The 24,405-nt window shown below is 65.2% G+C and carries 23 protein-coding genes; 16 read left to right on the forward strand and 7 right to left on the reverse strand.

The genetic code is table 11. The features are described from left to right. Window positions 1-558 precede the first annotated feature (558 nt). A complete protein-coding gene (locus R3E82_16440; protein MEZ5552473.1) occupies window positions 559-753 on the reverse strand; it encodes a hypothetical protein in 195 nt (64 codons plus the stop codon). 26 nt (window positions 754-779) lie between these two features. Between R3E82_16440 and R3E82_16445 the strand changes: the two genes are divergently transcribed. Together R3E82_16445 and R3E82_16450 are read left to right on the forward strand one after the other, a co-directional pair. Next, window positions 780-1,154, forward strand: coding sequence for an HTH domain-containing protein (locus tag R3E82_16445; protein MEZ5552474.1), 375 nt, complete (start codon window positions 780-782; stop codon window positions 1,152-1,154). A gap of 93 nt (window positions 1,155-1,247) precedes the next feature. Then, window positions 1,248-2,357, forward strand: a complete 1,110-nt coding sequence (locus R3E82_16450) for a zinc-binding dehydrogenase (GenBank protein MEZ5552475.1) — start codon at window positions 1,248-1,250, stop codon at window positions 2,355-2,357. A gap of 118 nt (window positions 2,358-2,475) precedes the next feature. On the opposite strand, the gene R3E82_16455 is transcribed toward R3E82_16450, so the two are convergent. Together R3E82_16455 and R3E82_16460 are read right to left on the reverse strand one after the other, a co-directional pair. Beyond that, on the reverse strand, window positions 2,476-4,278 hold the full coding sequence (locus R3E82_16455) for an NAD(P)/FAD-dependent oxidoreductase (GenBank protein ID MEZ5552476.1): 1,803 nt from the start codon (window positions 4,276-4,278) through the stop codon (window positions 2,476-2,478). 41 nt (window positions 4,279-4,319) lie between these two features. Further along, the gene (locus tag R3E82_16460) at window positions 4,320-5,444 is read right to left on the reverse strand and encodes a nitronate monooxygenase family protein (protein ID MEZ5552477.1); all 1,125 of its coding nucleotides are present in this window, start codon (window positions 5,442-5,444) and stop codon (window positions 4,320-4,322) included. Between the two features lie 139 nt (window positions 5,445-5,583). Between R3E82_16460 and R3E82_16465 the strand changes: the two genes are divergently transcribed. The 9 genes from R3E82_16465 to R3E82_16505 are packed head-to-tail and all read left to right on the forward strand — an operon-like array spanning window position 5,584 to window position 16,712. Then, complete coding sequence (locus tag R3E82_16465; GenBank protein ID MEZ5552478.1) at window positions 5,584-7,236, forward strand: NAD(P)/FAD-dependent oxidoreductase; 1,653 nt, start codon at window positions 5,584-5,586, stop codon at window positions 7,234-7,236. A gap of 49 nt (window positions 7,237-7,285) precedes the next feature. Next, window positions 7,286-8,089 carry a glucose 1-dehydrogenase gene (locus R3E82_16470; protein MEZ5552479.1) on the forward strand — a complete coding sequence of 268 codons (804 nt, stop codon included), beginning with the start codon at window positions 7,286-7,288 and terminating at the stop codon, window positions 8,087-8,089. 51 nt (window positions 8,090-8,140) lie between these two features. Continuing rightward, window positions 8,141-9,304: a hypothetical protein gene (locus R3E82_16475; GenBank protein ID MEZ5552480.1), complete on the forward strand. Its 1,164-nt coding sequence runs from the start codon at window positions 8,141-8,143 to the stop codon at window positions 9,302-9,304. Window position 9,305: 1 nt separating this feature from the next. Next, a complete protein-coding gene (locus R3E82_16480; GenBank protein MEZ5552481.1) occupies window positions 9,306-9,710 on the forward strand; it encodes a Zn-ribbon domain-containing OB-fold protein in 405 nt (134 codons plus the stop codon). Next, on the forward strand, window positions 9,707-11,098 hold the full coding sequence (locus R3E82_16485) for an amidohydrolase family protein (GenBank protein MEZ5552482.1): 1,392 nt from the start codon (window positions 9,707-9,709) through the stop codon (window positions 11,096-11,098). Before R3E82_16480 ends, R3E82_16485 begins: the two co-directional genes overlap by 4 nt. Further along, the gene (locus tag R3E82_16490; protein MEZ5552483.1) at window positions 11,095-12,201 is read left to right on the forward strand and encodes an amidohydrolase family protein; all 1,107 of its coding nucleotides are present in this window, start codon (window positions 11,095-11,097) and stop codon (window positions 12,199-12,201) included. Before R3E82_16485 ends, R3E82_16490 begins: the two co-directional genes overlap by 4 nt. Before the next feature lie 18 nt (window positions 12,202-12,219). Further along, complete coding sequence (locus R3E82_16495) at window positions 12,220-13,905, forward strand: amidohydrolase family protein (GenBank protein MEZ5552484.1); 1,686 nt, start codon at window positions 12,220-12,222, stop codon at window positions 13,903-13,905. Then, a complete protein-coding gene (locus R3E82_16500; protein MEZ5552485.1) occupies window positions 13,902-15,032 on the forward strand; it encodes an LLM class flavin-dependent oxidoreductase in 1,131 nt (376 codons plus the stop codon). Before R3E82_16495 ends, R3E82_16500 begins: the two co-directional genes overlap by 4 nt. A 12-nt stretch (window positions 15,033-15,044) precedes the next feature. After that, entirely contained in the window at window positions 15,045-16,712 is a 1,668-nt protein-coding gene (locus R3E82_16505; GenBank protein MEZ5552486.1) for an acyl-CoA synthetase, read from the forward strand. Between the two features lie 58 nt (window positions 16,713-16,770). On the opposite strand, the gene R3E82_16510 is transcribed toward R3E82_16505, so the two are convergent. Beyond that, window positions 16,771-17,727, reverse strand: coding sequence for a 4-hydroxythreonine-4-phosphate dehydrogenase PdxA (locus tag R3E82_16510; protein ID MEZ5552487.1), 957 nt, complete (start codon window positions 17,725-17,727; stop codon window positions 16,771-16,773). Window positions 17,728-17,847: 120 nt separating this feature from the next. Here R3E82_16510 and R3E82_16515 point away from each other — a divergent pair, with 120 nt between their 5' ends. Continuing rightward, the gene (locus R3E82_16515) at window positions 17,848-18,327 is read left to right on the forward strand and encodes a MaoC/PaaZ C-terminal domain-containing protein (protein MEZ5552488.1); all 480 of its coding nucleotides are present in this window, start codon (window positions 17,848-17,850) and stop codon (window positions 18,325-18,327) included. A gap of 24 nt (window positions 18,328-18,351) precedes the next feature. On the opposite strand, the gene R3E82_16520 is transcribed toward R3E82_16515, so the two are convergent. Both R3E82_16520 and R3E82_16525 read right to left on the reverse strand, forming a co-directional pair. Beyond that, window positions 18,352-19,224, reverse strand: coding sequence for an SDR family oxidoreductase (locus tag R3E82_16520; GenBank protein ID MEZ5552489.1), 873 nt, complete (start codon window positions 19,222-19,224; stop codon window positions 18,352-18,354). 57 nt (window positions 19,225-19,281) lie between these two features. Continuing rightward, entirely contained in the window at window positions 19,282-20,154 is an 873-nt protein-coding gene (locus R3E82_16525) for a VOC family protein (GenBank protein MEZ5552490.1), read from the reverse strand. A gap of 96 nt (window positions 20,155-20,250) precedes the next feature. On the opposite strand from R3E82_16525, the gene R3E82_16530 reads away from it, so the two are divergent. The 3 genes from R3E82_16530 (at window position 20,251) to R3E82_16540 (ending at window position 22,733) form a co-directional block, all read left to right on the forward strand. Beyond that, the gene (locus R3E82_16530) at window positions 20,251-21,528 is read left to right on the forward strand and encodes a Rieske 2Fe-2S domain-containing protein (protein MEZ5552491.1); all 1,278 of its coding nucleotides are present in this window, start codon (window positions 20,251-20,253) and stop codon (window positions 21,526-21,528) included. Next, window positions 21,525-21,998 (forward strand): aromatic-ring-hydroxylating dioxygenase subunit beta, encoded by a 474-nt coding sequence (locus R3E82_16535; GenBank protein MEZ5552492.1) that lies wholly within the window; start codon window positions 21,525-21,527, stop codon window positions 21,996-21,998. Before R3E82_16530 ends, R3E82_16535 begins: the two co-directional genes overlap by 4 nt. A 246-nt stretch (window positions 21,999-22,244) precedes the next feature. Continuing rightward, window positions 22,245-22,733 (forward strand): MarR family transcriptional regulator, encoded by a 489-nt coding sequence (locus R3E82_16540; protein ID MEZ5552493.1) that lies wholly within the window; start codon window positions 22,245-22,247, stop codon window positions 22,731-22,733. A gap of 294 nt (window positions 22,734-23,027) precedes the next feature. Here the strand turns inward: R3E82_16540 and R3E82_16545 are convergent, their stop codons facing one another. Continuing rightward, window positions 23,028-23,210, reverse strand: a complete 183-nt coding sequence (locus R3E82_16545) for a hypothetical protein (GenBank protein ID MEZ5552494.1) — start codon at window positions 23,208-23,210, stop codon at window positions 23,028-23,030. 73 nt (window positions 23,211-23,283) lie between these two features. On the opposite strand from R3E82_16545, the gene R3E82_16550 reads away from it, so the two are divergent. Continuing rightward, window positions 23,284-24,375 carry a zinc-binding dehydrogenase gene (locus R3E82_16550; GenBank protein ID MEZ5552495.1) on the forward strand — a complete coding sequence of 364 codons (1,092 nt, stop codon included), beginning with the start codon at window positions 23,284-23,286 and terminating at the stop codon, window positions 24,373-24,375. Window positions 24,376-24,405 lie beyond the last annotated feature (30 nt).

The raw sequence follows: 24,405 nt of genomic DNA on the forward strand, positions 1-24,405 counted from the left end.
GTCCGCCGCCAGCCGGCAACCGCCGGCACCTTCGAAATATCTGGATGGATCCGGCGTTCCCGGCAATCGCCTGCCTGCACTCATGATGAAACGGTCCTCAAAACTCCGAGATGTGACAGCCTGGACAACAGCGATCTTCATGACCGCCGACGCACCCCCAGGGGCGGATCACGGGGGCAGCTCGACGAAAGCTTCGTACTCTGGGCTCGGCATGGCTCATCCCTATTCGTTTTTTCAGATCGCAGACGGACAGCCAAACGTAAGTGCGCTGACTAATGGCATTTGACGTTCCCACATCCGCCGTCAGCGTGTCAATCGGGGCCTGCGGAGCTTCGTGGCGTTCGACATCAGCAACAGCGGTCTGGTCACCTCGCGGGATAGAGTGGCAGCGGGAAATGCTCGAGTGTCTGGAATGCTTCACGCGGCTTTGGCACGAGCGCGCGGCGCGGCCGGACCCGGGCAACGACCGGATCTCGATGCTGGCGCACGGCGACTCGACGATATCATGGGGCTTCTGGGAAACGCGGCAGCGATTCGGAGATCTGGGAGCCTGACAACCTACTGACGCACCGGCACGACTGGAATGACATGGTCGACCAGATGTGCCGACGGATCTGAGCCGGAGGCCGACTGGGCCTGTCCGGCGCCATGCGGCTTTTCGACGACCAGGGCAACCTCACCAACCCCGACAGCCGGGAAGCCCTGCGCAAGTTCATCGCCGGCTTCGCGGACTGCGCTGCCGCGTAACGACACCGGAAACGATCCCGCCGGCCCGCGGCGTGACAGCGCGAGCCGCCGCGGCCACCCTGATGGAGCGCCTGGAATGCTCCCGCCCCACCCTCAGCCGGCTCATCGGCTACATGTGGAATTGCCTCGGCGCGCCCATCGAATCGGATCGCCACCGCGACGGTTATCGCTACGCTGAGGACGCCCAGGACCGTTACGAACTGCCCGGGCTCTGGTTCAGCCCCGCCGAACTGTTCGCCCTGGTCTCCATCTGCCAGTTGCTCAAAGGCCTGCAGCGACCGCTCGTCGTACAGAATCCGGGGACACCGATGGTCTACCCGGTGACGAAGCCCGAGCCCGGTGACAGGAAAAAGCTGACCACCTCGCGGAAATCCTCCGGCCGTGCGAGCCGGGGCAGACCGTGTTGAAGGTCACCCCTCCCCGCTGCTATTGATAACCGCTCGCCTGCACGACATGATGTACGCGCATTTACTGTCTAGCAACAGGCCTCAGGGGGAGGCATGTCACAAGCCAATCGTGCCGCCTTGTTCTTCGAGCCTGGCAGGCCGTTCGAAATCCGCGAGTTGCCCATCCCGGAGCCGCGACGGGGCGGGCTGACCCTACGCATCACCCGCGCCAATATCTGCGGATCCGAGCTTCACATCTGGCGGGGCGACGGCCGGTTCAAGGAGATCGCCACGCCTCAGGGGCGGATTCTCGGCCACGAAGCCACCGGCTTCGTGCACGCGCTGGGCGAGGGCGTCGACCAGGACTGGAACGGCGCTCCCGTCCGGGAGGGCGATCGGATCGCATATCAGTACTTCCGGCCCTGTGGCCGGTGCCGGAGCTGCATCCGGGGCTCGACCGAAGCCTGTCGGGACAGCTTCGCCATCCAACGCGGTCCGCTCGACGAGTGGCCGTACGTTCGCGGCGCCTTCGCCGACTATCTCTACCTGCATCCGAACCAGGCGTTCTTCAAGGTTCCGGACAACGTCACGGATACCATGGTGGTGAGCGCCAATTGCGCGCTCGCCCAGGTGGTGATGGGGCTCGAACGGGTCGATGTGGCGCTTGGCGATCAGGTCGTGATCCAGGGCTGCGGCGGCCTCGGCCTCTACGCCTGCGCCATCGCAAAGGAGCGCGGGGCTGCGCAGGTGATCGCCATCGACGGCATCGACGAGCGTCTGTCGATGGCAGAGCGTATGGGCGCGGATCACGTCATCGACTTCCGCAAGGTGTCGGAGCCCAGGCAGCGCGTCGAGGCCGTTAAGGATCTCACCGGCGGCTGGGGCGCTGACGTGGTCGTGGAGGTGGTCGGATTCGCCGGGGTGATCAACGAAGGACTGCGCATGCTGGGGCTGGGCGGCCGATATCTGGAGATGGGCACGTTCTATCCCGGCACGTCGTTCGAGTGCGACCCGGGGCGCCTGGTGATGCAGAACCAACGTATCGAGGCGGTGGCATCATACGATGCCGTGAGCCTCCAGCGCGCCATCGACTTCCTCAGTCGTCACGCCGGCTCCCTGCCCCTCGACGAGGTGGTGGTGGACTACCCTCTGGAGTGCATCGAGCAGGCATTCGCCGACCAGGATGCGGGGCGAACGCGGCGGGCGTCCCTGGTGATGTCATGAGCAATATGCCGCTGCTCGAAAGCTGGAATGCCCTGGCCGGCCACCTGATGACGCGCTCGAGCCTCTCGCCCCGGCATCGCGAGCTGTTCATCAAGCGCGTGGCCGGAGCGACGGGGAATCACAAAAGCTCCAACCCTCGAAGCGTGCCTTCGTCGCGCCAGTCCCGCAAAATCTGGAAGAACGCCTCCGGCCCGCCGCCGTACTGGCTGCCGAGCAGGGAGTTGCCGCCTTCGGGGTGCCCTTCGTTGTTGTAGTAACCGGGCGTGCACTCCTGCAGGAACCGCTGGTTGAACACCGCCATCCGCTCGATGGTGTCGACCCACTCGTCCTCCGCCGCCTGCGTCGGCTCGATGCGCTGAACGCCGTTGCGGCGCGCGTGCTCGATGATATAGGCGATGTGCAGGCTCTGCTCGTTCAGCATGTGCGGGAAGTTGGCCGTGAACCCGCCCTGAGTCACGCCCATGAAGAAGCAATTCGGAAAGCCATGGGTCTGATAGCCGTGGAAGGTCTGCATCCCGCCGGCCCACTTGTCGCTCAGGGTGACGCCATTGCGGCCCACGAGTTCGTAGCCGGCCCGGCGCGTGTAGGCCGTGCCCACCTCGAAACCGGTGGCGAAGATCAGACAGTCCAGCTCGTACTCCCGGCCGGCGGCGACGATACCGCGCTCCGTCATCCGTTCGACCCCCTGACCATCCGTGTCCACCAGGGTGACGTTGCCGCGATTGAACGTGGCCAGGTATTCGTCGTGGAAGCAGGGCCGCTTGCAGAACTGCCGGTACCAGGGCTTCAAGGCCTCGGCCATCGCCGGATCCTGTACGATCTCGTCCACCCGCGCGCGGATCTGCTCCATCTTGGCGAAGTCGGCCAGCTCTACCCGCCTACCCATCTCATGAGGATCCACCCCGTCCGTGCCCGCCCGGGCGGATGCCGAGACGCCGAGATTGCGGATGATGTCGGTCCAGCCGTCGTTGACGAGATCCTCCTCCTGCTGGCCGCCGGTGACGAGAACGTTGAAGTTCTGCATGCGCCGCCGATGCCAGCCTGGCTCCAGGGACTCCGCCCACTCGCGGTCGGTGGGGCGGTTACCGCGCACGTCCACCGACGAGGGCGTGCGTTGAAACACATAGAGATGATCGGCGGTTTCCGCGAGGTGCGGCACACACTGCACGGCCGTCGCACCCGTGCCGATGATGCCGACCCGCTTGCCATGCAGCCCCGTCAGGTTGCCGCTCGCGTCGCCGCCCGTGTAATCGTAGTCCCAGCGGCTGGTATGAAAGGTGTGGCCGGTGAATGACTCGATGCCGGGAATGCCCGGCAGCTTGGGACGGTTCAGCGGGCCGTTCGACATGCAGACGAAGCGGGCGCGCATGCGGTCGCCGCGGTTGGTCTCGATGATCCAGCACGCTTCGACCTCGTCCCAGCGCATGCCGGTCACCTCGGCCTGGAAGCAGGCGTTGTCGTAGAGCCGGTAGTGGCGGCCGATTGCTTGGCTGTGGGCCAGGATCTCCGGCGCGTGGCTGTACTTCTCCTTCGGAATGTAGCCGAGTTCCTCCAGCAGCGGCAGATAGATGTACGACTCGATGTCACACTGCGCGCCGGGGTAGCGGTTCCAGTACCACGTTCCTCCGAAGTCGCCGCCTTTCTCGATGATGCGGATGTCCTCCACACCCGCCTCCCGCAGCCGCGCGCCGGCCAGCAAGCCGCCGAAGCCGCCGCCGATGACCACCACCTCCACCGTATCTGTCAACGGCTCCCTCTGAACCGGCGCCGTGTAGGGGTCGTTCAGGAAGTGGGCGAACCTACCCGTCACCTCCACGTACTGGGCGTTGCCGTCCGCCCGCAGCCGCTTCTCGCGCTCCCTGCGGTACTTCTCGCGCAGCGCGTCCGGATCGAACCCCAGTTGCTCCACGTGCTCAGTCATCTCCGTTTCCTCCAAACCAGCCCAACCCCATCCGCGGCACGTCATCCAGCGTCCGGCATGAGAGCGCACATCCGCTCGTGCACCGCCAGGTACTCCTCGACGATCTCCATGAGCTGCTCCCGGGCGCCGATCGTCTGGTTCATCCGCCCCACGATCTGACCCACCGGCACGAAAAGCAGGTCCTTGGCCTTGTCGGGATACTTGCGCATCCGCGCCATCGCATTGCCGACCGCCATCATCTGCATTGGCGCGTCGAGAGACTGCGGATTGTTGCCGGAATCCCAGGACTCCGTCCAGGCGTTGCGCAGCATACGCACGTGCTTGCCGGTGACGCTCTTCGAGCGCACCGTGTCGGAGCTGCCGGCCGCGAGCAGCAGTTCCCGCTCCACGTCGCCGCTCGCCGCCTCCGCCACCGTCAGCCAGATCGAGCCGCACCACACGCCCTGAGCGCCGAGGGAGAGCGCGGCATACATCTGCCGGCCGGAGCCGATGCCGCCGGCGGCGATGACGGGAACGTCACCCGCGATATCGACGATTTCCGGCCACAGCACCACGCTGCCGATCTCGCCGGTGTGACCGCCGCCCTCGCCGCCCTGCGCGACGATGAAGTCGAGGCCAGCTTCCACGTGCCGGCGCGCGTGCTTGGGCGAGCCGCAGAGCGCGCCGACCATCCGGCCGGAGTCCTGAATCTGACGGATGATCTCGGGCGGCGGCGTGCCCAGAGCATTGGCGATCAACTTGACGTTCGGGTGCTCGAGCGCAATGTCGACCAGCGGCGCCGAGGTCGCTTCGGTCATGCTGAGCCGGTCGTCGGTCCGCTGGCCTTTGGGCAGGCGCGGCACGCCGTGGGCGTCCAGCAGCTCGTCGGCGAACTCCCGGTGGCCGCGCGGAATCGCCGCGCTGATCAGGGCCTTAAGCTTCTCCGGGTCCTTCTCCTCCTGTCCCTGGTACCGGTTGGGGATGATGACATCGACCCCATATGGCTTGTCTCCCACGTGTTGGTCGATCCAGTCGAGCTCGACCTTCAGCTGATCGGGGTGAAAACCCACGGCGCCGAGCACGCCGAAACCACCGCTGTTGGAAACCGCTGCCACTACGTCCCGGCAGTGGGTGAACGCGAACACCGGAAAGTCGATACCCAGTTTCTTCGCCAATGCTGTCTGCATGAATTCCCCTTGTTTCTGACGTTTTTTCCGGGGCCCTGCCCGGTTCCCCCAATGGGCCCGCAATGGCCACCCGGTAGTTTAGTAAACATGTTTATGGTATACCTACCGCGCAGGGCGGTCGAGTACTGAGGGGACTCTCATGAGCGAGGCAGACACCACCACGACCAAGGCTCCGGGGGGGGAATCCGGCCGGCCGGTCCTCCACGACGTCATCGTCATCGGCGCCGGGCTCGCCGGCCTTTACCAACTCAAGCGCCTGCGCGACCGCGGCTTCTCGGTCAGGGTGTTCGAGGCCGGCGACGGCGTCGGCGGCACCTGGTACTGGAACCGCTATCCGGGCGCCCGCTTCGACTCGGAGTCCTACACCTACGGCTATTCGTTCTCCGAGGAGTTGCTCGAGGAATGGGAGTGGCAGGAGCACTTCTCCCCGCAGCCCGAGACGCTGCGGTACGCCGAGTACGTGGCCCGCCGATTCGATCTCTACCGGGACATCGAGTTCGGCCAACGCGTCAGCTCGGCCGTCTACGACGAGGCCGCGGCCGAGTGGCGCATCGAGACCGATCGGGGCAGGCAGGCACGGTGCCGCTTTCTCGTCACCGCCGTCGGTATCCTCTCGGCTCATACGCTGCCGAACATCAAGGGCATGGAGAGCTTTCGCGGCGAGTCCCATCACACCGCGCGCTGGCCGCACGAGCCAGTCTCCTTCGAAGGCCGGCGCTTCGGCGTGATCGGCACCGGGGCGACCGGCGTGCAGGTCATCCAGGAAGTGGCCAAGACCGCGCGTCATCTCACCGTCTTCCAGCGCACCCCCAACTACTGCGCGCCGCTGGGCAACCGGCCTATCACCCCGGAGGAACAGCGGCAGATCAAGGCGAGCTACCCGGAAATCTTCGCCCGCTGCCGGGAATCCAACGGCTGCTTCATTCACCGTTCTGATCCCCGCTCGGCGCTGGAAGTCTCGGCCGAAGAGCGCGAGGCTTTCTACGAAAAGCTCTACGATCAGCCCGGCTTCGGCATCTGGATGGGTAACTTCTACGACATCATCATCGACCGGCGCGCGAACGACACCATCAGCGAGTTCATGCGCAGCAAGATCCGGGAACGCGTCCTCGATCCGGCAGTGGCGGAGAAGCTCACTCCGCGAGACCACGGCTTCGGCACGCGACGCGTGCCGCTGGAAACCGGCTACTACGAGGTCTACAACCAGGACAACGTCTCCCTCGTCGACCTCAGGGAAACTCCCATACAGCACATCGAGCCCGGGGGCATCCGCACCAGCGCTGAGTTTCATCCGCTGGACCAGATCGTCTACGCCACCGGTTTCGACGCCATCACCGGCGCGTTCGACCGCATCGACATCCGCGGCCGCGACGGCCGGCGCCTGCGCGAGAAGTGGCACGACGGCCCGCGGACCTATCTCGGCATCCAGAGCGCCGGATTTCCCAACCTGTTCACCCTGGTGGGGCCCCACAACGCCGCCACCTTCTGCAACATTCCCCGATGCATCGAGCAGAATGTCGAGTGGGTGACCGATGCCTTGGTGTACTTGCGCGAGCATGGCCGCCGATGCATGGAAGCGACCGAGGCCGCCGAGGACGCGTGGACCCAGCACGTCTACGAGATGGCGAACCTGACGCTGATTCCCACCGCGGACTCGTGGTTCATGGGCGTGAACAGCAACCTGCCCGACAAAAAGCGCACGTTCATGGCCTACGCCGGCGGCGCCCCTCGCTACCGGGAACGGTGTGACGCCGTAGTGGCCGCGGGTTACGAGGGTTTCACGATCGAATAGCTATGAAAACGGAGTGGCAAACCATGCAAATTTCGCGAGGCCGAGCGCCGTGGCAGAGCCGGACCTGAGGGGCCGGGTCGCCTTGGTCACGGGCGCCGCGCGCGGCATCGGTGCGGCCATCGCCCGGCGCCTCGCCGCCGCCGGCGCCAGCGTGCTGGTCACGGACATCGAGGAAGAGGGCGCCCGGACCTCGGCGGCGGAGATCGTCGAACGCGGCGGCGAAGCCGCCGGGCTGGGGCTGGACGTCGCGGACGAGGCAGCCTGGGCGAAGGCCATGGATGCAGTTGTAGAGCGCTTCGGTGCGCTCGACGTGCTCGTGAACAACGCCGGCGTCGCCTCGGCTGCCAGGCCTCTGGAGACGCTGTCGCTCGAGTCCTGGCGGCGCCTGACGAGCATCAATCTGGATGGCGTGTTCCTCGGCACCAAGCACGCCATTCCCCACCTGGCGGAGCGCGCCGGGCGCTGGCACGGCGGCGCCGCCATCGTCAACGTGTCCTCCGTGATGGGGTTCGTCGGCGGGCGGAACGCGGCCGCCTACTGCGCCAGCAAGGGAGGCGTGCGCTTGTTCAGCAAGGCGGCGGCGCTGGAGCTCGCGCCGAAGCACATCCGGGTCAACAGCATCCATCCGGGTTTCATCGACACGCCACTGTTTCGGGCCGGCGTCGCGCGTATGGAGGCAGCCGAGCCCGGCAGCGGTGAGCGCTTTCGCAGCGCGGTGATCAACCGCCATCCGCTCGGACGTCTTGGTGCCGCCGACGACATCGCCGACGGCGTCGCCTACCTTGTCAGCGATGCGGCGGCCTTCGTCACCGGCACCGAGCTGGTGGTGGACGGGGGATATCTGGCGCAATGAGGCAACGAGGGCGATGAGAATTCAACCAGCGACACGAAGGAGCTTTCGTTCATGACCATCAAGGACCAGGCGGCCATCGTCGGCATCGGCGAGACCGACTACGTCAAGGGCACGGCACGCACGGCCGTAGACCTGATGCTGGAAGCCGCCCGCACCGCCATCGATGACGCCGGGCTGACCGCTCGCGACATCGACGGGCTGGTGCCGCCACCGATCTACACGACGTCCGAGGAGCTGGCGGCGAATCTGGGCATTCCCATCCTGCGCTACGCGTCCACCGTGCATATGGGTGGGGCGAGCCCGACGGCCGCGCTGCAGAACGCGGCCACCGCCATCGCCAGCGGCATCTGCGAAAGCGTGCTCGTGGTGCTGGGCTGGAACGGCTACTCGGCGCTTCGTCCGAAGCCCGGTCAGCCGCCGACTCGCCCCATGGGCATGACGACACTGTCCGCGACCATGCAGGGATTCTACATTCCCTACGGCGTGACCCTGCCGGTGCAGATGTACGCGTGGCTTGCCACCCGTCACAAGCGGCTCTACGACATCCCCGATGAGGCCACCGGCCAGGTCGCAGTAGCCTGCCGCGCACACGCGCAGAGCAACGAGCGCGCGCTCATGCGGGAGCGGCCGCTCGACATGAGCCAGTACCTGCAGTCGCGGATGGTCTCCGAGCCGTTCCGGCTCAACGACTGCTGTCTGGAAACGGACGGCGCCTGCGCCGTGGTGCTGACCCGCGCCGACCGCGCCCGTGATCTGCACCACCGGCCGGTATACGTGATGGCTGCCGCGGAAGGGCATCCATACCCGGCGGACGACATTCCCTCCCGGAAAGATCCGTTCCGCATCGGTCTCTCCTATGCGGCGCCGCGGGCCTTCGAGATGGCCGGCATCCAGCCGCAGGACGCGGATTTCCTGTGCATCTACGACTGTTTCACCTACGTCGTGCTGCTGCAGCTCGAGGCTCTGGGCTTCGCCGAGCGCGGCGGGGTATGGGACTTCGTCAAGGACGGCGCCCTGCAGCCCGGCGGGCGCTATCCACTCAACCCCCATGGCGGGCTCCTGAGCCAAGCCCACGTCTGGGGTCTCAACCACGTCGTCGAGGCCACACGCCAGCTCCGCGGCGACTCCAGCGCCCAGGTCACCGACGCCGAGATCGGCATCGTCACAGGCTGGGGCGATCTCGGCGACGGCAGCATAGCCATTCTCCGGAGGTGACATGAGCCACTGGCCCTTACCCAAGAACGTCGACCCCATCAATGCCGAGTTCTGGCAGTCGCTGCAGGACGGCGTGCTGCGCTTCCAGCGCTGTACGGATTGCAGCACGCTGCGGCATCTACCCCGCTACCAGTGCGCCGAGTGCGGCTCCACGGCGTACGAGTGGGCGCCGGTGAACGGTCGCGGCACCCTGTATTCGTGGACCGTTACCCATCAGGTCTTTCATCCCGCGTTCGACGTACCTTTCGTCGCTGCCGTGATCGAACTCGATGAGGGGGTGCGCTTCGTCAGCCAGCTCATCGATGCCGATCCGGCTGAGCTGGAGCTCGGCGCCCCGGTCCGAGTAGCGTTCAAGCGCATCACCGACGATTTTCAAACGCCGGTGTTCCGGCTGGAGAAGACATGAGCAGCTCACTGCGAGAGCGGCTCGATCATCCGGTGATCGATGCCGACGGCCACACCGTCGAGTTCATGCCCCAGGTAGCCGAGTACTGCCGGGAAGTCGCGGGACCCGAGGTGGCGCGACAGTTCGAGCGCAGCGGCTGCCTGGATGGCCTGCCGCTCGCGCTCGAGGCCAGGGCCAACGGTGGCCCCGGGCCGGCGATCCGGCCGCCCTGGTGGGCCGTGCCGGCGCGTAACACCCTCGATCGCGCCACGGCCATGTTCCCGCGCCTACTCTACGACCGGCTCGACGAGATAGGGCTGGATTTCGCCGTGCTCTACCCGACCCACGGGCTGTTCGCTCTGGGCCTCGAGGAGGACGAGGTCCGCCAGGCGGCGTGCCGGGCCTTCAACCTCTACCATGCCCGGCTCTACGGCGAATTCGCCGATCGGCTGGCGCCGGTGGCGGTCATTCCCATGAACACCCCCGGGGAAGCCGTTGTGGAACTGGAACACGCCCGAACGCTGGGGCTGAAGGCCGTGCTGCTCGGCGGCATGAGCCAGCGCGACGTGAACGGCCGCCGGCGGCTCGACGTCGTCGGCTTCGACAACGCCCACGACTACGACCCGGTCTGGGCCGCCTGCGAGCGCCTGGGATTCGCCCCGGCGTTCCACTCCTCTGGCATGGGCTGGGGCAGTCGAGCAAGCGACAAGAGTTACGTCTACAACCATATCGGCAATTTCGCCGCCGCCCAGGAAGCGATCTGCCGATCGCTGTTCCTCGGCGGCGTGACCCGGCGATTTCCCGGCCTCACCTTCGCTTTTCTGGAGGGCGGGGTCGGCTGGGCCTGCAATCTGTTCTCCGATCTGATCGGCCATTGGGAAAAGCGTAACGTCGAGGCCCTGCGCCACTACGATCCGGCCATGCTCGACCGGGCCGAGCTCGAGCGCCTGTTCGACCGCTACGCCCCCAAACCCTTCGCGGACAAGAAGGAACAGCTCGACCGGACGCTGCGGATCCTGTCCAACCCGAATGAAGATCCGGCCACGCTGGACGAGTTCGCCGCCTTGCAGATCGACCACGCCGAGCAGATCGTCGAGCTTTTCGTCGAGCCGTTCCATTTCGGCTGCGAAGCGGACGACCCGATCAACCAGTTTGCCTTCAACCGCCGCGGCAACCCGTTCGGCGCCGAGCTCAAGGCACTGTTCAGCTCCGACATCGGGCACTGGGACGTGCCGGACATGAGCGGTGTGCTGGCGGAGGCCTACGAACTCGTCGAGCACGAGCTGATCACGCCCGCGAACTTCCGCGACTTCGTGTTCGGCAATGCCGTTTCACTGTACACCGCCGTCAACCCCCGGTTTTTCGACGGTACCGTCATCGCGCCACACCGCCAGGAGAACGCCTCATGAGCAAGCCGATCATTTCAGCCGATTCACACATCACGGAGCCCCCGGATTGCTACACCGCCCACATCGGCCCCCGATATCGTGACAAGGCCCCGCACATCACGCAGATGCAGGGGCTCGGCGACGTGTTCGTCATCGACGGGATGCCCTCGCCCATTCCTCTGGGTCTCGTCGCCGCAGCCGGCCTCGATCCCAAGGACATCAAGGCCGACGGCGTTGCCTTCAAGGACCTGCACCGCTCCGGCTGGGACCCAAAGGCCCGGCAGGCGGACCAGGAGCGCGACGGCATCGCGGCAGAGATTCTCTACCCCACCGTGGGCATGGTGTTGTGCAACCATCCGGACGTCGATTACAAGCAGGCCTGTATGGAGGCCTACAACCGCTGGCTCGCCGAGTATTGCGCCGGCGCCCCGGGACGGGTCTTCGGACTCGGGCAGACTGCCGTGACCAGCGTCGAAGCCGCCGTGCGTGAGCTCGAGGAGATGCGCAAGCTGGGGTTCGTCGGCGTGATGATGCCCGGCGAGCCGGGCACCGAATTCGACTACGACGACCCGCGCTTCGATCCACTGTGGGAGGCGGCCATCGACCTCGGCATGCCCCTGTCGTTCCACATCCTGACCTCACGCTCCAGCGGCCTGAACGCGACGCGCGGCCCCAAGATCAATGCCTTCCTGCAGATCATCCGCGGCTGTCAGGACGTGATGGGGCTGTTCATCTTCTCCGGCGTGTTCGACCGGCATCCTGAGCTGAAGCTGGTCTGCGCAGAAGCGGACGCGGGATGGGTGCCCCACTACATGTACCGTATGGACCACGCCTACGAGTACCACCGCTACTGGATGAAAGCGCCGCCGCTTGAACGCAAGCCCAGCGAGTATTTTCGCGAGCACATTGCCATGACCTTCCAGGACGACTACGTGGCGTTCCAGTGCAAGGATCTGGTGAACGTGCGGCGGCTGATGTGGGCGAGCGATTTCCCCCACAGCGATTCCACCTGGCCCCGGTCGCAATCGGTGCTCGCCGCGCAGACGGCTCACCTGACCGAGCAGGAGAAGGACTGGATCTGCCACGACAACGTCGCTGACTGGTACGGCATCGAGGTGCACTGAGCACGGGGAGGCAACGCCATGATTTTCGACCTGAGAATCGATAACGGCACGCTCGTAGACGGCTCCGGTGCGCCGGGCCGGCCCGGTAGCATCGCGGTGAAGGACGGCCGCATCGTTGCCATGGGCGACGTGAGCGGCAAGGCCAGGCGCTCGCTGGACGCCGGCGGCAAGGTGATCGCGCCGGGTTTCGTCGATATCCACACGCACTACGACGCCCAGATCCTGTGGGACCGCATGCTGACGATCTCTCCCTGGCACGGCGTCACGACCGTCGTCATGGGCAACTGCGGCTTCGGCATCGCCCCGACCCGGCCGGTACATCGGGAACTCATCCTGCGGACCCTCGAGAAGGTCGAAGGCATGACCGCCGAGGCGCTGTTCGCGGGCCTCGGCGACGACTGGGCCTTCGAGACGTTCCCCGAGTACCTCGACGCCATTGAGAGCCGCGGCAGTGCCATCAACGTCGCGGCCCTGGTCGGCCACACTCCGGTGCGTCTCTACGTGATGGGCGAGGAGGCAACCGAGCGCGAAGCCACGGACGACGAGATCACGACCATGCAGCGGATCGTGCGTGAAGCGATCGCCGCGGGAGGCCTCGGCTTCGCCACGTCGAAGGCCGCCACCCACGTCGGCTTCGAGGGCCGGCCGGTGCCGAGCCGACTCGCGGGCTTCAAGGAAATCGACGCGCTGGCGGCCACCGTTCCCGCCGCCGGCCGCGGCGTGATGCAGGCCACCATCGGCAAGGGCCTGGCGCTGCCCGAGTTCGAGCGTCTGGCGAACAGCCACGGCATCCGCGTGAGCTGGACGGCGCTGCTCGGCGGCGGCGGCCTGCTGCGCAACAGCTCGGTCACGGATCAGCTCGAACGATCCGCCGCCATCCAGGCGCGCGGCGCGGACGTCTGGCCCCAGGTAGCCTGTCGGCCGCTCGTGCTGGAATTCACCCTGAAGGAGCCGTTCCTGCTGGACATGAACCCGGTGTTCAACAAACTCTCCGGCGCCGACCCGGCCAGCCGCATGCAGGCATACGCCTCCGAGGATTTTCGCGGCGAGTTCCACCGGATGATCGACGGCGGCGCTCTGACCGACGCGTTCGCCAAGGCGGTGGTCTCCTACAGCCGCTTGCACCCGGAGTATCAGGAACGTCTGCTCCCGGAGCTCGCCGCGCAGAAAGACAAACGCATCGCCGATTTCGTGCTCGATCTCGTCATCGAGGAGGAGCTCGACACCCGGATTCGCATGCCGGTGGCCAATGTCGACGAGTCGGAAGTGGCGACGATGCTCAGCAACGATCATGTGGTGCTGGGGCTCTCCGACGCCGGCGCTCACGCCAGTCAGCTTTGCGATGCCTGCTATAGCACCCACCTGCTCGGCCATTGGGTGCGGGAAACCGGCGTGCTTTCTCTGGAGCGGGCGGTGCAGATGCTCACCTCGCTGCCGGCGACGGTGTTCGGCATCGCCGATCGCGGGCTGCTCGCCGTCGGCCGGCCCGCCGACATCGTGGTCTTCGATCCGGACACCGTGGGGGCAAGCCCGCTGGAGCGGGTCACGGACCAGCCCGCCGGGGCGGAGCGCCTCATCAGCCGGGCCCGCGGCATCGAGGCGGTGATCGTCAACGGAATCCTGCTGCGCCAGGCGAACGAGGATCAGATCGCAGGCCCGGGTGCCCTGCCCGGCAGGCTGCTGCGCAATGGGAGGGCCGCATGAAGTTCGGCCTGTTCGTCTACTGCACCATCGGGCGCCGCGCGGAGCTCGAGGCCGGCATGGCCGGCCGCCGGCCCGAACTCTACCAGCGAATGCTCAACGAGCTCGGCGAAGTGGCGGCGTTCGCCGACGATGCCGGGTACTTCGCTTTGGGTCACCCAGAGCACCATCTGCAGATCGAAGGCTTCGAGATCTCCAACGACCCGTGTCTGATGGCCATGTGGCTGGGTCAGCACACCCGCCGGCTGCGCATCGTCACCTGCGGGTTCGTCAGCACCGTCAACAACCCGCTGATGACGGCCGAGAAGATCGCGACCATGGATCACATGTTGAAGGGTCGTTTCGGCGTGGGCTTGGTGCGCGGCTATCAGGCTCGTTGGGTCGAGAACTACAAGATCCGCCCGGAGCTTGCCGCCGTCGGGCCCTGGAACGCGCATGCGCCGGAGGACGAGCTGAACCGCGAGTACTTCGCCGAATTCGTCGATGTGGTCGTCAAGGCGCTCGGTCAAGACACCATCAACCACCAGGGCAGATTCTGGCAGTTCCCACCCCCGGACTTCGTCAACCCCCACGATCATCCGGTCTACGTTCAATATGGCCGGGGCGTGGATGCCGCCATGCGCGTGCACGAGGTGGGTATTGCGCCCAAGCCTTACCAGGCGCACATCCCGCTCTACGGCGGCTTCTCGCAGAGTTTGCGGACGGCGAAATTCTGGGCCCGCTACAAGGGACGGCCGATCGTGCTGTCGGGCAACACCGAGTTCCTCGAGCTGTTGTGGAGGGAATGGGAAGAAGAAGCCAAACGACACGGCCATGACGTGGCGCCGGGGGAACAGGCCTGCTGGGGTGGGATCGCCGTGTGCGCCGAGACGGATGCCAAAGCCCAGGCCTTGTTCGAAGACATGGAGTGGTTCTGGAAGACCTGGGCCACCCCATTCGGACAGGGGCTACCCCAGCTGCTCGTCGGTTCTCCCGAGACCTTGAACCGGCAGATCGAAACCGTATCGAAGAGCGTGCCCATCGAAGAGGCTTTCCTGCTCATTCCTCAGGGTCTGCACACGCCGGCCCAGCTACAGGACTCTCTCGACCTGTTTGCCCGCAAGGTGATGCCGAATTTCGCCGATAACTGAATGGAGAATCCGATGGTCTGGAACTTCGCCGACGTCTTTGAAGCCATCGCCGAGGTCAGCAACGATGAGCTACCGGCCTGCATCCACGCGGGCCCGGGCGGCGCGGCAGGCATCACGATCTCATGGCCGGAGCTGATGCGGCGCAGCAACCGACTGGCCCGCTATCTGGCCGCCCAAGGCCTGCGTCCGGGCAGCAAGGTCGCGCACTACATGCGCAACTGCCCTGCGTACGTCGAGACTATGGTCGCGAGCTTCAAGGGCCGCTATGTCCACGTGAACGTCAACTACCGCTACCGCAACAACGAGCTGCACTACATCCTCGACAACTCGGACGCCGAGGCCGTAGTGTACGGCGCCGAGTTCCGCGAGCACGTGGCGGCGCTGCGCCCGCGCCTGCCGAAGGTACGTGTCTGGATCGAGGTCACACCCTACTTCGAGCAGCCGCAAGATCGTGCCGCACACTTCGCCGTGTGCTACGACGACGTCGTCGGCGAAGGCGACGGCTCGCCACTCGACATCGAACGCAGCGGCAAGGACCTGCTTTTCATCTACACCGGAGGCACCACCGGCATGCCCAAGGGCGTGATGTGGGAGCACGAAGCCATCTGGCAGGCCGGCGGCTCTGGAGCTTCGTTGCTGAATCCCGGCCAGTCCGCACCCGAGTCCCCGGCGGAGCACGCCCAGCGCGTCGCCAAGGCCCCCATGCGGGGCAAGATGCTGGCCGCCTGTCCGCTCATGCACGGCACCGCCATGCTGACGAGCATCAACACGCTGACCCAGGGTGGCTGCGTGGTCACGGTGCCGGAACACAGTCTCGACCCCCACGCCATGTGGGCAACGGTCGAGCGCTACCGGGTCAACTCGCTGGCCATCGTCGGCGACGCCTTCGCCAAGCCCCTGCTGCGCGCCCTCGAGGAGAAACCCGGCAGCTACGACCTCTCCAGCGTGATGGGCATCGTCAGCTCGGGCGTCATGTGGTCCCCGGAGGTGAAGCGCGGGCTGCTGCGCCACAACCCCAACATGGTGCTGATGGACTCTTTCGGCGCCTCCGAGGCCATAGGCTTCGGCACGTCCCGGACCACCGGCGACGAGGAAGCCACCACGGCTAAGTTCAGCATCGGCGAGCACTGCAAAGTATTCACCGAAGATCATCGTCCCGTACAGCCCGGTAGCGGCGAACCAGGTTTCATCGCCCGCCCCGGCCCGATTCCGGTGGGTTACTACCAGGACCCGGAGAAAACGGCAACGACGTTCCCCGTGATCGACGGCGTGCGCTACTCCGTCCCGGGCGACTGGTGCGTGGTCGAAGCCGACGGTACGCTGACCCTGCTCGGCCGGGGCTCCGTGTGTATCAACTCTGGAGGCGAGAAGATTTATCCCGAGGAGATCGAGGAGGCGCTCAAGACCCATCCCAACGTGGAGGACGCGTTGGTGGTGGGCGTGCCAGACGAGCGCTGGGGGCAGGCAGTGATCGGGGTCGTCGTCCCCGGGGATCCGGCAAAATTCGACGAGGCTGCGCTGCGCGAGCACGTCAAGTCACAGCTCGCGCCCTACAAGGCCCCGAAGCGGATCCTGATCTCCGACGTTCCCCTGCGGGCACCGAACGGCAAGGCCGATTACAAGATTGTCACGGAATTCGCCAGGGCCGCCGTCGGCAACGTCTCGGGGGCCAAACGCTGAGAGATTTGCAACCGTAAACTCCGGGACTTCATCTCCTCTCGATAAGACAGAGTTCGGCTCAACAGAACCCGCGGCCAGATGCCAGACTCGCAGCCTGAAGAAGGGCGGAGAGCATCATCCGGTGATCGGCAACCCCCTGTCCGGCAATGTCGTAGGCCGTGCCGTGTCCAACGCTCAGAAACAGATAAGGCGCACCCAGGAACACAGCGCAGTTGCCTTCGAAACCCCAGGTCTTGATGGCTATATGGCCCTGGTCGTGGAACATGGCGATCACTACGTCGTAGCGGCCCTCGATGCAGTGTCGGAACACGGTGTCCGGTGCAATGGGACCCTCGACGGCGACCCCGGCCGCCGCTGCCGCCGCCACCCCAGGCTCGATCGACGCACTTTCCTGGCGCCCGCGCGCGTGCGGGTTCAGCCCAGCGACACCGACACGCGGATTGGCGATTCCCCAGCGCTCTAGGGATTCGGCCGTGCGGAGGATCGCGCGTGTGACGAGTTCCTGCGAGAGGTTCCGGCAGACGTCCTCGAGGGGGACGTGATCGAACACATGCACGACACGCAACGGTCCGGACAGCAACGTCAGATACAAGGAACCCGGATCCGTGCCTGGCAGCCCCCCTGTCATGCCGCCCTTCGCCAGCGCCTCGCCGTTGACCGGCGCCATCACACTGGCTGCGATCCGACCGGACATGGCCAGGTCGGCGGCGGCCTGGAGCCACTGCCCGTTGGCGCGCCCGCAGCTCTCCTTGGCCACACCGAGCTCAATCTCCGACGCGTCGAGGTTGCCCGGATCGAAGACATCCACGGTGCCCTCCTCACGCCCCGCCTGCGACAGATCCTCGATCCGCCGGATCTTCAGGTCGGCCCCCGCCACCTCGGCACCCAGTGCAACCGCTGCTATGCTGCCGATCACCACGGGACGGCAGCTCGCATAGGGTAAACCGGTCGCCAGCGACTTTGCGACGACCTCGGGCCCAATGCCGCAGGGATCGCCAGGGGTAATACCGATCAATGGCTTTTCTCCCATGAACCCCCCTGGAACCGTAAGTGACTTTACTACAGACTACGCGTGCACCAGTCCGCGTGGCAAGTTCCGGAACGCATCGGGCCGGGCTGCCGGAAGGGAGGAACCATGGAGATCGTCGGCATCGGAATCGCGTGGGAGGATCTGCCGGTGGGCAGACGCTTCCGGACCCTCGCACGGACCGTCACCGAAACGGACCTCGTCAACTTCATCAATACCACCGGCATGGTGGAGGTGCTGTTCACGGACGCCGAGTACGCCGCGCGACACGCGCCTCGAGGAGGTCGCCTGGTGCCGGGCGCGCTGGTGTATGCGATTGCCGAGGGGCTGCTGGTGCAATCCACGCTGCAGCGGACCGGCCTTGCCTTCCTGTCGATGACCTTTGACGTCAAGGACCCTACCTTCGTCGGAGACACCGTGCACGTGGTAGTGGAAGTGCTGGAAAGCCGGGCCACCTGGAAGGACCCCAACCGGGGCCTGGTGCGTACCCGCAACAACATCGTCAACCAACGCGGCGAGACGGTGATCTCTTACGCACCGCTGCGGCTCTCCGCGGGGCGCACCCTGAGAGACTCGAGCGGCGACTGATCGAGACGTCGCTGGGGCCCGATGTCATACATCCATCGGGTTCAACGGCTTCGGCCAGCGATCGCGGGTCGACTCCATGATCTCGCCCGCCCCTTCCACGGTCAGCGGCGCGTCCTGCTCTTGCTCTGCCAGCGTGTCGACCTGCCAGTTCAGCATGCTGATGCGGTTGCCGCTCGCGCAGAAAATCCTGCCGGTCACGTCGGCCGCGGCGTCGGTGCACAGCCACGCCACCACCGGTGAAACCTTCTCCGGCGCGAAGCGATCCTTGGCCGCTTCCGGGAGCAGATCCTCGGTCATCCGCGACCAGGCCGCCGGTGCCAGCACGTTGACGGTGATGCCGTAGCGGATGCCTTCCCGCGCCAGGCAGCGCATGAAGCCGGCGACACCCGCTTTGGCCGCCCCGTAGTTGGTCTGGCCGAAGTTGCCGATGAGCCCCGCAGTGGAACTGGTGACGATGATCCGCCCGCCCCGCTGCTGCTCGAGCATCCGGTCATAGGCGGCCTTCGACACGACGTACGTGCCCCGCAGATGGACATCGATGACCGCATCCCACATATCCGCGGTCATGTTCTTGAATGACTTGTCACGCAGAATCCCGGCGTTGCAGATGCAGATATCCAGACCACCGAAATTCTCGACGGCAGTCTGCACCATGGCAGCGGCATCATGTTCATCGCTCACGGAGCCGTAGTCGGCGATGGCCTTACCGCCGGCGATACGAATCTCCTCGACGACCTGATCCGCCATGCCGTGACCTGCACCGGTACCATCCCGGGCGCCGCCGAGGTCATTCACTACCACCGCGGCACCTTCGCGCGCGAGCAGCAGCGCATGGCTGCGACCCAGCCCCCCGCCTGCTCCGGTCACCAGGGCCACTTTTCCTTCCAAGGTCGGCATCTCTCGCTCTCCTGCTGTTGTGAAACTGGTGTCGGGCGCCGCCGTCGCTGCGAACGGTCAGTGGGGACGCCGATGCCCCCAGATGCTCACTGCGGCATGGCGCGCCACTCGCCAGGTCGCTTCGTCGATGATTCGGGCACCGCTGCCGATTTCCACGTCGAAACCGGATGGCGTGACAGCGTAGAAACTCACCATGTGATCGTTGGTGTGACAGCCCAGACCCATGCTGAGCGGCACGCCTCCCGCACCGCAGCGGTCCAGCGCGGATCCCACGTCGTTGAGGTTCTGCATCTGCACCATGAAGTGAAGCAGCCGCTTGCCGCCCGGTACCGGTGCCAGCGCTACGGTGTGATGTCGCGGGTTACAGTGCAAAAACACGATTTCGATGCTCCCCCCAGGTGGGCCAAGCACGACGAAATCGCTGAGGCAAAAGCCCAGAGCTTGCTCATAGAAGCGGCGCGCGGCATCGGAATCGGCCACCGACAACACCACGTGGCCGAGTCCTTGCTCGGCCGTCACGAAACCCGAGCAGACGATGGAGCGAAACGGGCATTCCGGCGCCAGATAGGGTCCGCAAAAAATCTCCACCTCCAGCCCATCCGGGTCGGTCGTTCGGATCATCTCCATTACCCGGCGCTCAGCGCACTGATCCCCGCTCGCCAACTCGACGCCGAAGCCGTCGTGCTCGAGCTGCCGGGCAACGGCCTGCAACGCCGCCGGGTCGCGCACCTGAAAACCCAGGTAACCCACGTCGTCGGACGCACCGTGGTGCAGGCACAGCCGCTGAGCCTGGTCGTCGGTCCGGTAGGTCGCGATGCCAGCCGGCGTCGGTCTCCCACGCATCAGTCCAACCGCATCGTGCAGAAATCCGTCCCAGGCAGCAGTGTCACGCACCTCGAGCCCGATGTAACCCAGCGCCGATACCGCCATACCACCCCCTTTGAACCTGTCGATCTCATTCTGTCACTTCATATACAATCAGGCTACTGGGTCGCGGACCACATTGGCATTCAACAAGGGGGGGGCATGCTTATCAAGGCTACGACGGTCGCCAGCTACGATCACCTCGTCCGCCCGGACGCCGTGCATGGTGACGTCTATACCGACCCCGGGATCTTTCGCGAGGAGTTGGACCACATCTTCTCCCGTTGCTGGGTATACATCGGACACGACAGCGAGATTCCCCACCCTGGCGACTTCAAACGCAGCACCCTCGGCACGCGGCCGGTGATTTTCTGCCGTGACCGCGATCACCGCGTCCAGGTGCTGTTCAACCGATGCCGTCATCGGGCCGCGCTGGTCTGCCTGCCGGACTCCGGGAATGCCGAGGGGTTCCACTGCGATTACCACGGCTGGCAGTACCGGCTGAGCGGTGAGCTGGACCGCGTGCCCTACGCCGAGGCCTACGAGAACCTCGACATGGGCTCCCTCGGTCTCGGCAAGCCGCCGCGCGTGAGCAGCTATCGCGGGTTTGTGTTCGCGAGCTGCGCAGCCGATGGAGCGGGCCTCGAGGAGGAATTGGGACACCCCTGCATGGAGCAGATAGATCTGTTCTGCGATCTCTCGCCGGAAGGCAGGATCCGCCTTCAGGCGGGCGTATCCAAGCTGGCCTACGATGGCAACTGGAAGCTGCAGATGGAGAACTCCATCGACGGCTACCATCCGAACTTTACCCATCAATCGTTCTTCGCCGGCATGCGCGGGCCCGGCGGCGCGCGTGTGGACATGTTCGACGGAAACTCCGCAGCGCTCTGCCGGGCTCTGGGCAACGGTCACACGCTGCTCGATTATCGCCGTTACAACGTCACCCATGCCCGCGCGCGTATCGAAGCGCTCCAGGCAACCTCCTGGGGCCGTCAGTACTACCAGGACCTGGTGGCCGCCCACGGGGAACCGCGCGCGGAGATGGTCCTGAGCGCCGGCGGCACCCACATGAACGTTTTTCCCAATCTCGTTGTGCTCGGTCAGCAGGTCAGGACGATCCGGCCGATCCGTCACGACCGCACCGAGGTGTTGCTGGCACCGGCGCTGCTCGAGGGCGTGCCGGACGAGATCAACACCCAGCGCCTGCGTGCCTACGAAGCGTTTTACAGCCCTCAGGGCGGCGGCATTCACGACGACATCGAGATGTTCAGCCGCGTGACCGAAGGCCTGAAATGCGACCACGATCCATGGCTGCTGTTTCAGCGCGGCAAGCACCGGGAACAACACGACGAGGACGGCACCATTGTCGGACAGGTAACGGACGAGGTGTCACAGCGGGCCATGTGGCGCCGCTGGAAAGCGCTGATGGAAACTTCATGAGCGACCTACAGCATCGCGTCGAGCAATTCCTGTACCAGGAAGCCTGCCTGATGGACGAGAACCGGTACGAGGACTGGCTGGCGTTGTTTACCGAGGATTGCCGCTACTGGATTCCCTCGAATCGCGAAGGCGCCGACCCCACCCGAGAGGTCTCTATCCTCTATGGCGACCATGCCGTGCTTGAAAACCACGTGCGCCGCCTGGCCAGCGGCAAGGCCTTCGCCCAATCACCGCCGTCGCGTATGCGCCGAATCGTTGCAAACGTCGTGGCCGATGCTGACGCCGCCGGCGAGATCGAGGCCGCCGCGAACTTCGTCGTCTTCGAGACCCGACTTCACGTGCAGCGTCTGCACGCGGGACGCAGTCTTTATCGCCTGGTCGAGCACAACGGCGGTCTGGCCATCCGTTACAAGCAGATCACTCTGCTGGGTATCGACGAGCCGCAGGAGAACATCACTTTTCTGCTATGAGTCGATCCAGCCCTGCCGACCCGTGATGCAGCGCGCCCTCCCGTCCTGCAGAAGTTGAGGATTCAACGCCCTGGACCAATCGTGGTAGTATATGCGTTGACGGTCAGGAAAGCTCTTCCGAGAACTGCCTCGTCACCCGCCGCTTTCGCCCGACGCTCCCGCAGCTCGGGGTACAGTAACGGCCCGGCCTGCGGCGAGAGTGACTACGCGACCACTGCTACTGACACCAGATGAGGAATCGACCCCATGCGAGAACAGCTGCGTACGGTGGACATGACCGATCCACTCAATGACCATCTAGGGTTTCTCGTGCACGATTTGGCGCGCGCATTCACCGCCGCTTATGCGGCTCGCATGTCCTCTCTCGATCTTTCCCGCGCCCAGGCTCGGGCCATTGCCTATGTGCAGCGCTTTCCGGGGGTCACCCAAGTGGAACTCTCCGAGTACCTGGGCGTCGGTCGCATGGCAATGACCGGGTTGCTGGATCGAATGGAAAGCAAGGGATTGGTAGAGCGGAAGGAAGATACGAGCGATCGTCGCGTCAAACGCGTCCATCTCACGAAAGCTGCCAGAGACATGCAGCCGCAGATGGAGTCGATTGCGCGGGAACTGCATGCCGGCTCGATCACGGGGGTTTCTGCGAGAGATCTGCGAAACACCGTGAAGGTGCTGCTGCGGATCCTCCACAACGTGGGGTCACTAGTCACTCAGGACTCGGCTGACGAAGCGGTATGAGCCGCCGCATGTGACTAAGGCACGCGGTAGCCACCGCGGTCAGACCCGCGATGCACACCCGGAATTTCCCTGAGTTTTCCCAGCCGGCTTCCGGCGAGTTCAAGACACCGCTGAAGAATCCGCCACTGCGGCCACGGTCCGACGATTTTCCACCACCAGCGAGTACACGGCGGGCACGACGACGAGCGTGAGGAGCGTGGAGCTGAACATGCCGCCGCTGACCGCCACGGCCAGGGGCCCAGCTGAAGCGGCGCCTCACGGCGCCGCCGGTTTCAGCCCGAATGAAGCCGCAGATCAGAAGTTGGTGCTGACCGTCAGCCCGTAGGTGCGCGGCGGTGCAAAGAATGTGCTGAAGCTTCCCGCCTGGAACACCGAGTCGAAGATCAGCGTCTCGACGTGATTGTCGAACAGGTTACGTGCCCAGACCTGTGCATCCCAGCGGTCGCCCTGCGACCGCACACCGAGTTGCAGGTTCACCAGCGTTTCTGCTACCCCAAGCGTAGTAAATAAGCTTACTATACAGTGATCAAGCGAACCGGAGGGATCGGACATGTTGCCCAGAAAATCATTCGCCATGGTGCAGACGGGCGTTCGAATCCTCGAACCCCGCGACATCGAGATCCCGGACATCGACGCGTTCAGCGCCATCCTCGAGCTTGAAGCTTGCGGTATCTGCGGCAGCGACTATGAGCAGTATGAGGGGGCTCTGCGTACTCCCATGCCGGTGATACCAGGACACGAACCTCTGGGCAGGATCGCTCGAATCGGGGATGTCGCGGCCGAGCGGTGGGGCGTGGACGTCGGCGACCGGGTGGCGGTAGAAACGATGCTGTCCTGCAGACACTGCTCCACCTGCTTCGATGGCCGCTATCACCTCTGCGAGAACCGTCGCATCTACTCGTACATCCCGCTGAGCGAGTCGCCCGGGCTCTGGGGCGGATACGCTCAGTACATGTATCTGCACGCTAACTCGGTGATTCATCGCATGGACCCATCGCTACCCGCCGAACTGGCGGTGATGTTCAATCCATTGGGGGCCGGATTCCGCTGGGCGGTCGAACTGCCGAAAACGATGCCGGGCGAGAGCGTCGTCATCCTTGGGCCCGGCCAGCGCGGTCTGTCCTGCGTGATTGCCTGCCGGGAAGTGGGGGCGGGAACGATCATCGTGACTGGACTCGCTGCCGACGCACGTAAGCTGGCGCTTGCCCGGGCCTTCGGTGCCGACCACACTGTCGACGTCGACAACGAACCCGCCGTCGAGCGAGTCAGAGCCCTGACCGACGGCGGCGCCGACGTCGTGATCGACGTCTCGGCCTACGCGACCAAACCCGTCCGCGATGCTCTCGACATGGTCAAGCCGGGAGGCAGAATCGTGCTCGCCGGAGTGAAAGGTTTCCGGCCGGTGGATGATTTCGTTTCCGATCTAATCGTCATGAAGGAGATCACCATTCACGGCGCGATCGGGGTGACCTCCTCCGGCTACCGCAGTGCCATTCGGCTGATCGAGTCGGGCCGATCCCCCATCCAACAAATGCACACCCACGACTTCTCCCTGGAGAACGCGGATCTCGCGATCCGGACGCTTGCCCGGGAGGTGGAGAATGACGAATCCATTCATTCCTGCCTGATCCCCCCGAAATAGACACGTTTCACCCAACCATTCCCCCGACCC

This window comes from Pseudomonadales bacterium, from assembly GCA_041395945.1.
GTDB lineage: Bacteria > Pseudomonadota > Gammaproteobacteria > Pseudomonadales > Azotimanducaceae > SZUA-309.

What these genes read in the sequence shown, in the direction of transcription:
- R3E82_16450 (MEZ5552475.1), top strand. Translation starts at nt 1,248, where the DNA reads ATGTCACAAGCCAATCGTGCCGCCTTGTTCTTCGAGCCTGGCAGGCCG.
- R3E82_16455 (MEZ5552476.1), bottom strand. Translation starts at nt 4,278, where the DNA reads ATGACTGAGCACGTGGAGCAACTGGGGTTCGATCCGGACGCGCTGCGC.
- R3E82_16460 (MEZ5552477.1), bottom strand. Translation starts at nt 5,444, where the DNA reads ATGCAGACAGCATTGGCGAAGAAACTGGGTATCGACTTTCCGGTGTTC.
- R3E82_16465 (MEZ5552478.1), top strand. Translation starts at nt 5,584, where the DNA reads ATGAGCGAGGCAGACACCACCACGACCAAGGCTCCGGGGGGGGAATCC.
- R3E82_16475 (MEZ5552480.1), top strand. Translation starts at nt 8,141, where the DNA reads ATGACCATCAAGGACCAGGCGGCCATCGTCGGCATCGGCGAGACCGAC.
- R3E82_16480 (MEZ5552481.1), top strand. Translation starts at nt 9,306, where the DNA reads ATGAGCCACTGGCCCTTACCCAAGAACGTCGACCCCATCAATGCCGAG.
- R3E82_16485 (MEZ5552482.1), top strand. Translation starts at nt 9,707, where the DNA reads ATGAGCAGCTCACTGCGAGAGCGGCTCGATCATCCGGTGATCGATGCC.
- R3E82_16490 (MEZ5552483.1), top strand. Translation starts at nt 11,095, where the DNA reads ATGAGCAAGCCGATCATTTCAGCCGATTCACACATCACGGAGCCCCCG.
- R3E82_16495 (MEZ5552484.1), top strand. Translation starts at nt 12,220, where the DNA reads ATGATTTTCGACCTGAGAATCGATAACGGCACGCTCGTAGACGGCTCC.
- R3E82_16500 (MEZ5552485.1), top strand. Translation starts at nt 13,902, where the DNA reads ATGAAGTTCGGCCTGTTCGTCTACTGCACCATCGGGCGCCGCGCGGAG.
- R3E82_16505 (MEZ5552486.1), top strand. Translation starts at nt 15,045, where the DNA reads ATGGTCTGGAACTTCGCCGACGTCTTTGAAGCCATCGCCGAGGTCAGC.
- R3E82_16515 (MEZ5552488.1), top strand. Translation starts at nt 17,848, where the DNA reads ATGGAGATCGTCGGCATCGGAATCGCGTGGGAGGATCTGCCGGTGGGC.
- R3E82_16520 (MEZ5552489.1), bottom strand. Translation starts at nt 19,224, where the DNA reads ATGCCGACCTTGGAAGGAAAAGTGGCCCTGGTGACCGGAGCAGGCGGG.
- R3E82_16525 (MEZ5552490.1), bottom strand. Translation starts at nt 20,154, where the DNA reads ATGGCGGTATCGGCGCTGGGTTACATCGGGCTCGAGGTGCGTGACACT.
- R3E82_16530 (MEZ5552491.1), top strand. Translation starts at nt 20,251, where the DNA reads ATGCTTATCAAGGCTACGACGGTCGCCAGCTACGATCACCTCGTCCGC.
- R3E82_16535 (MEZ5552492.1), top strand. Translation starts at nt 21,525, where the DNA reads ATGAGCGACCTACAGCATCGCGTCGAGCAATTCCTGTACCAGGAAGCC.
- R3E82_16540 (MEZ5552493.1), top strand. Translation starts at nt 22,245, where the DNA reads ATGCGAGAACAGCTGCGTACGGTGGACATGACCGATCCACTCAATGAC.
- R3E82_16550 (MEZ5552495.1), top strand. Translation starts at nt 23,284, where the DNA reads ATGTTGCCCAGAAAATCATTCGCCATGGTGCAGACGGGCGTTCGAATC.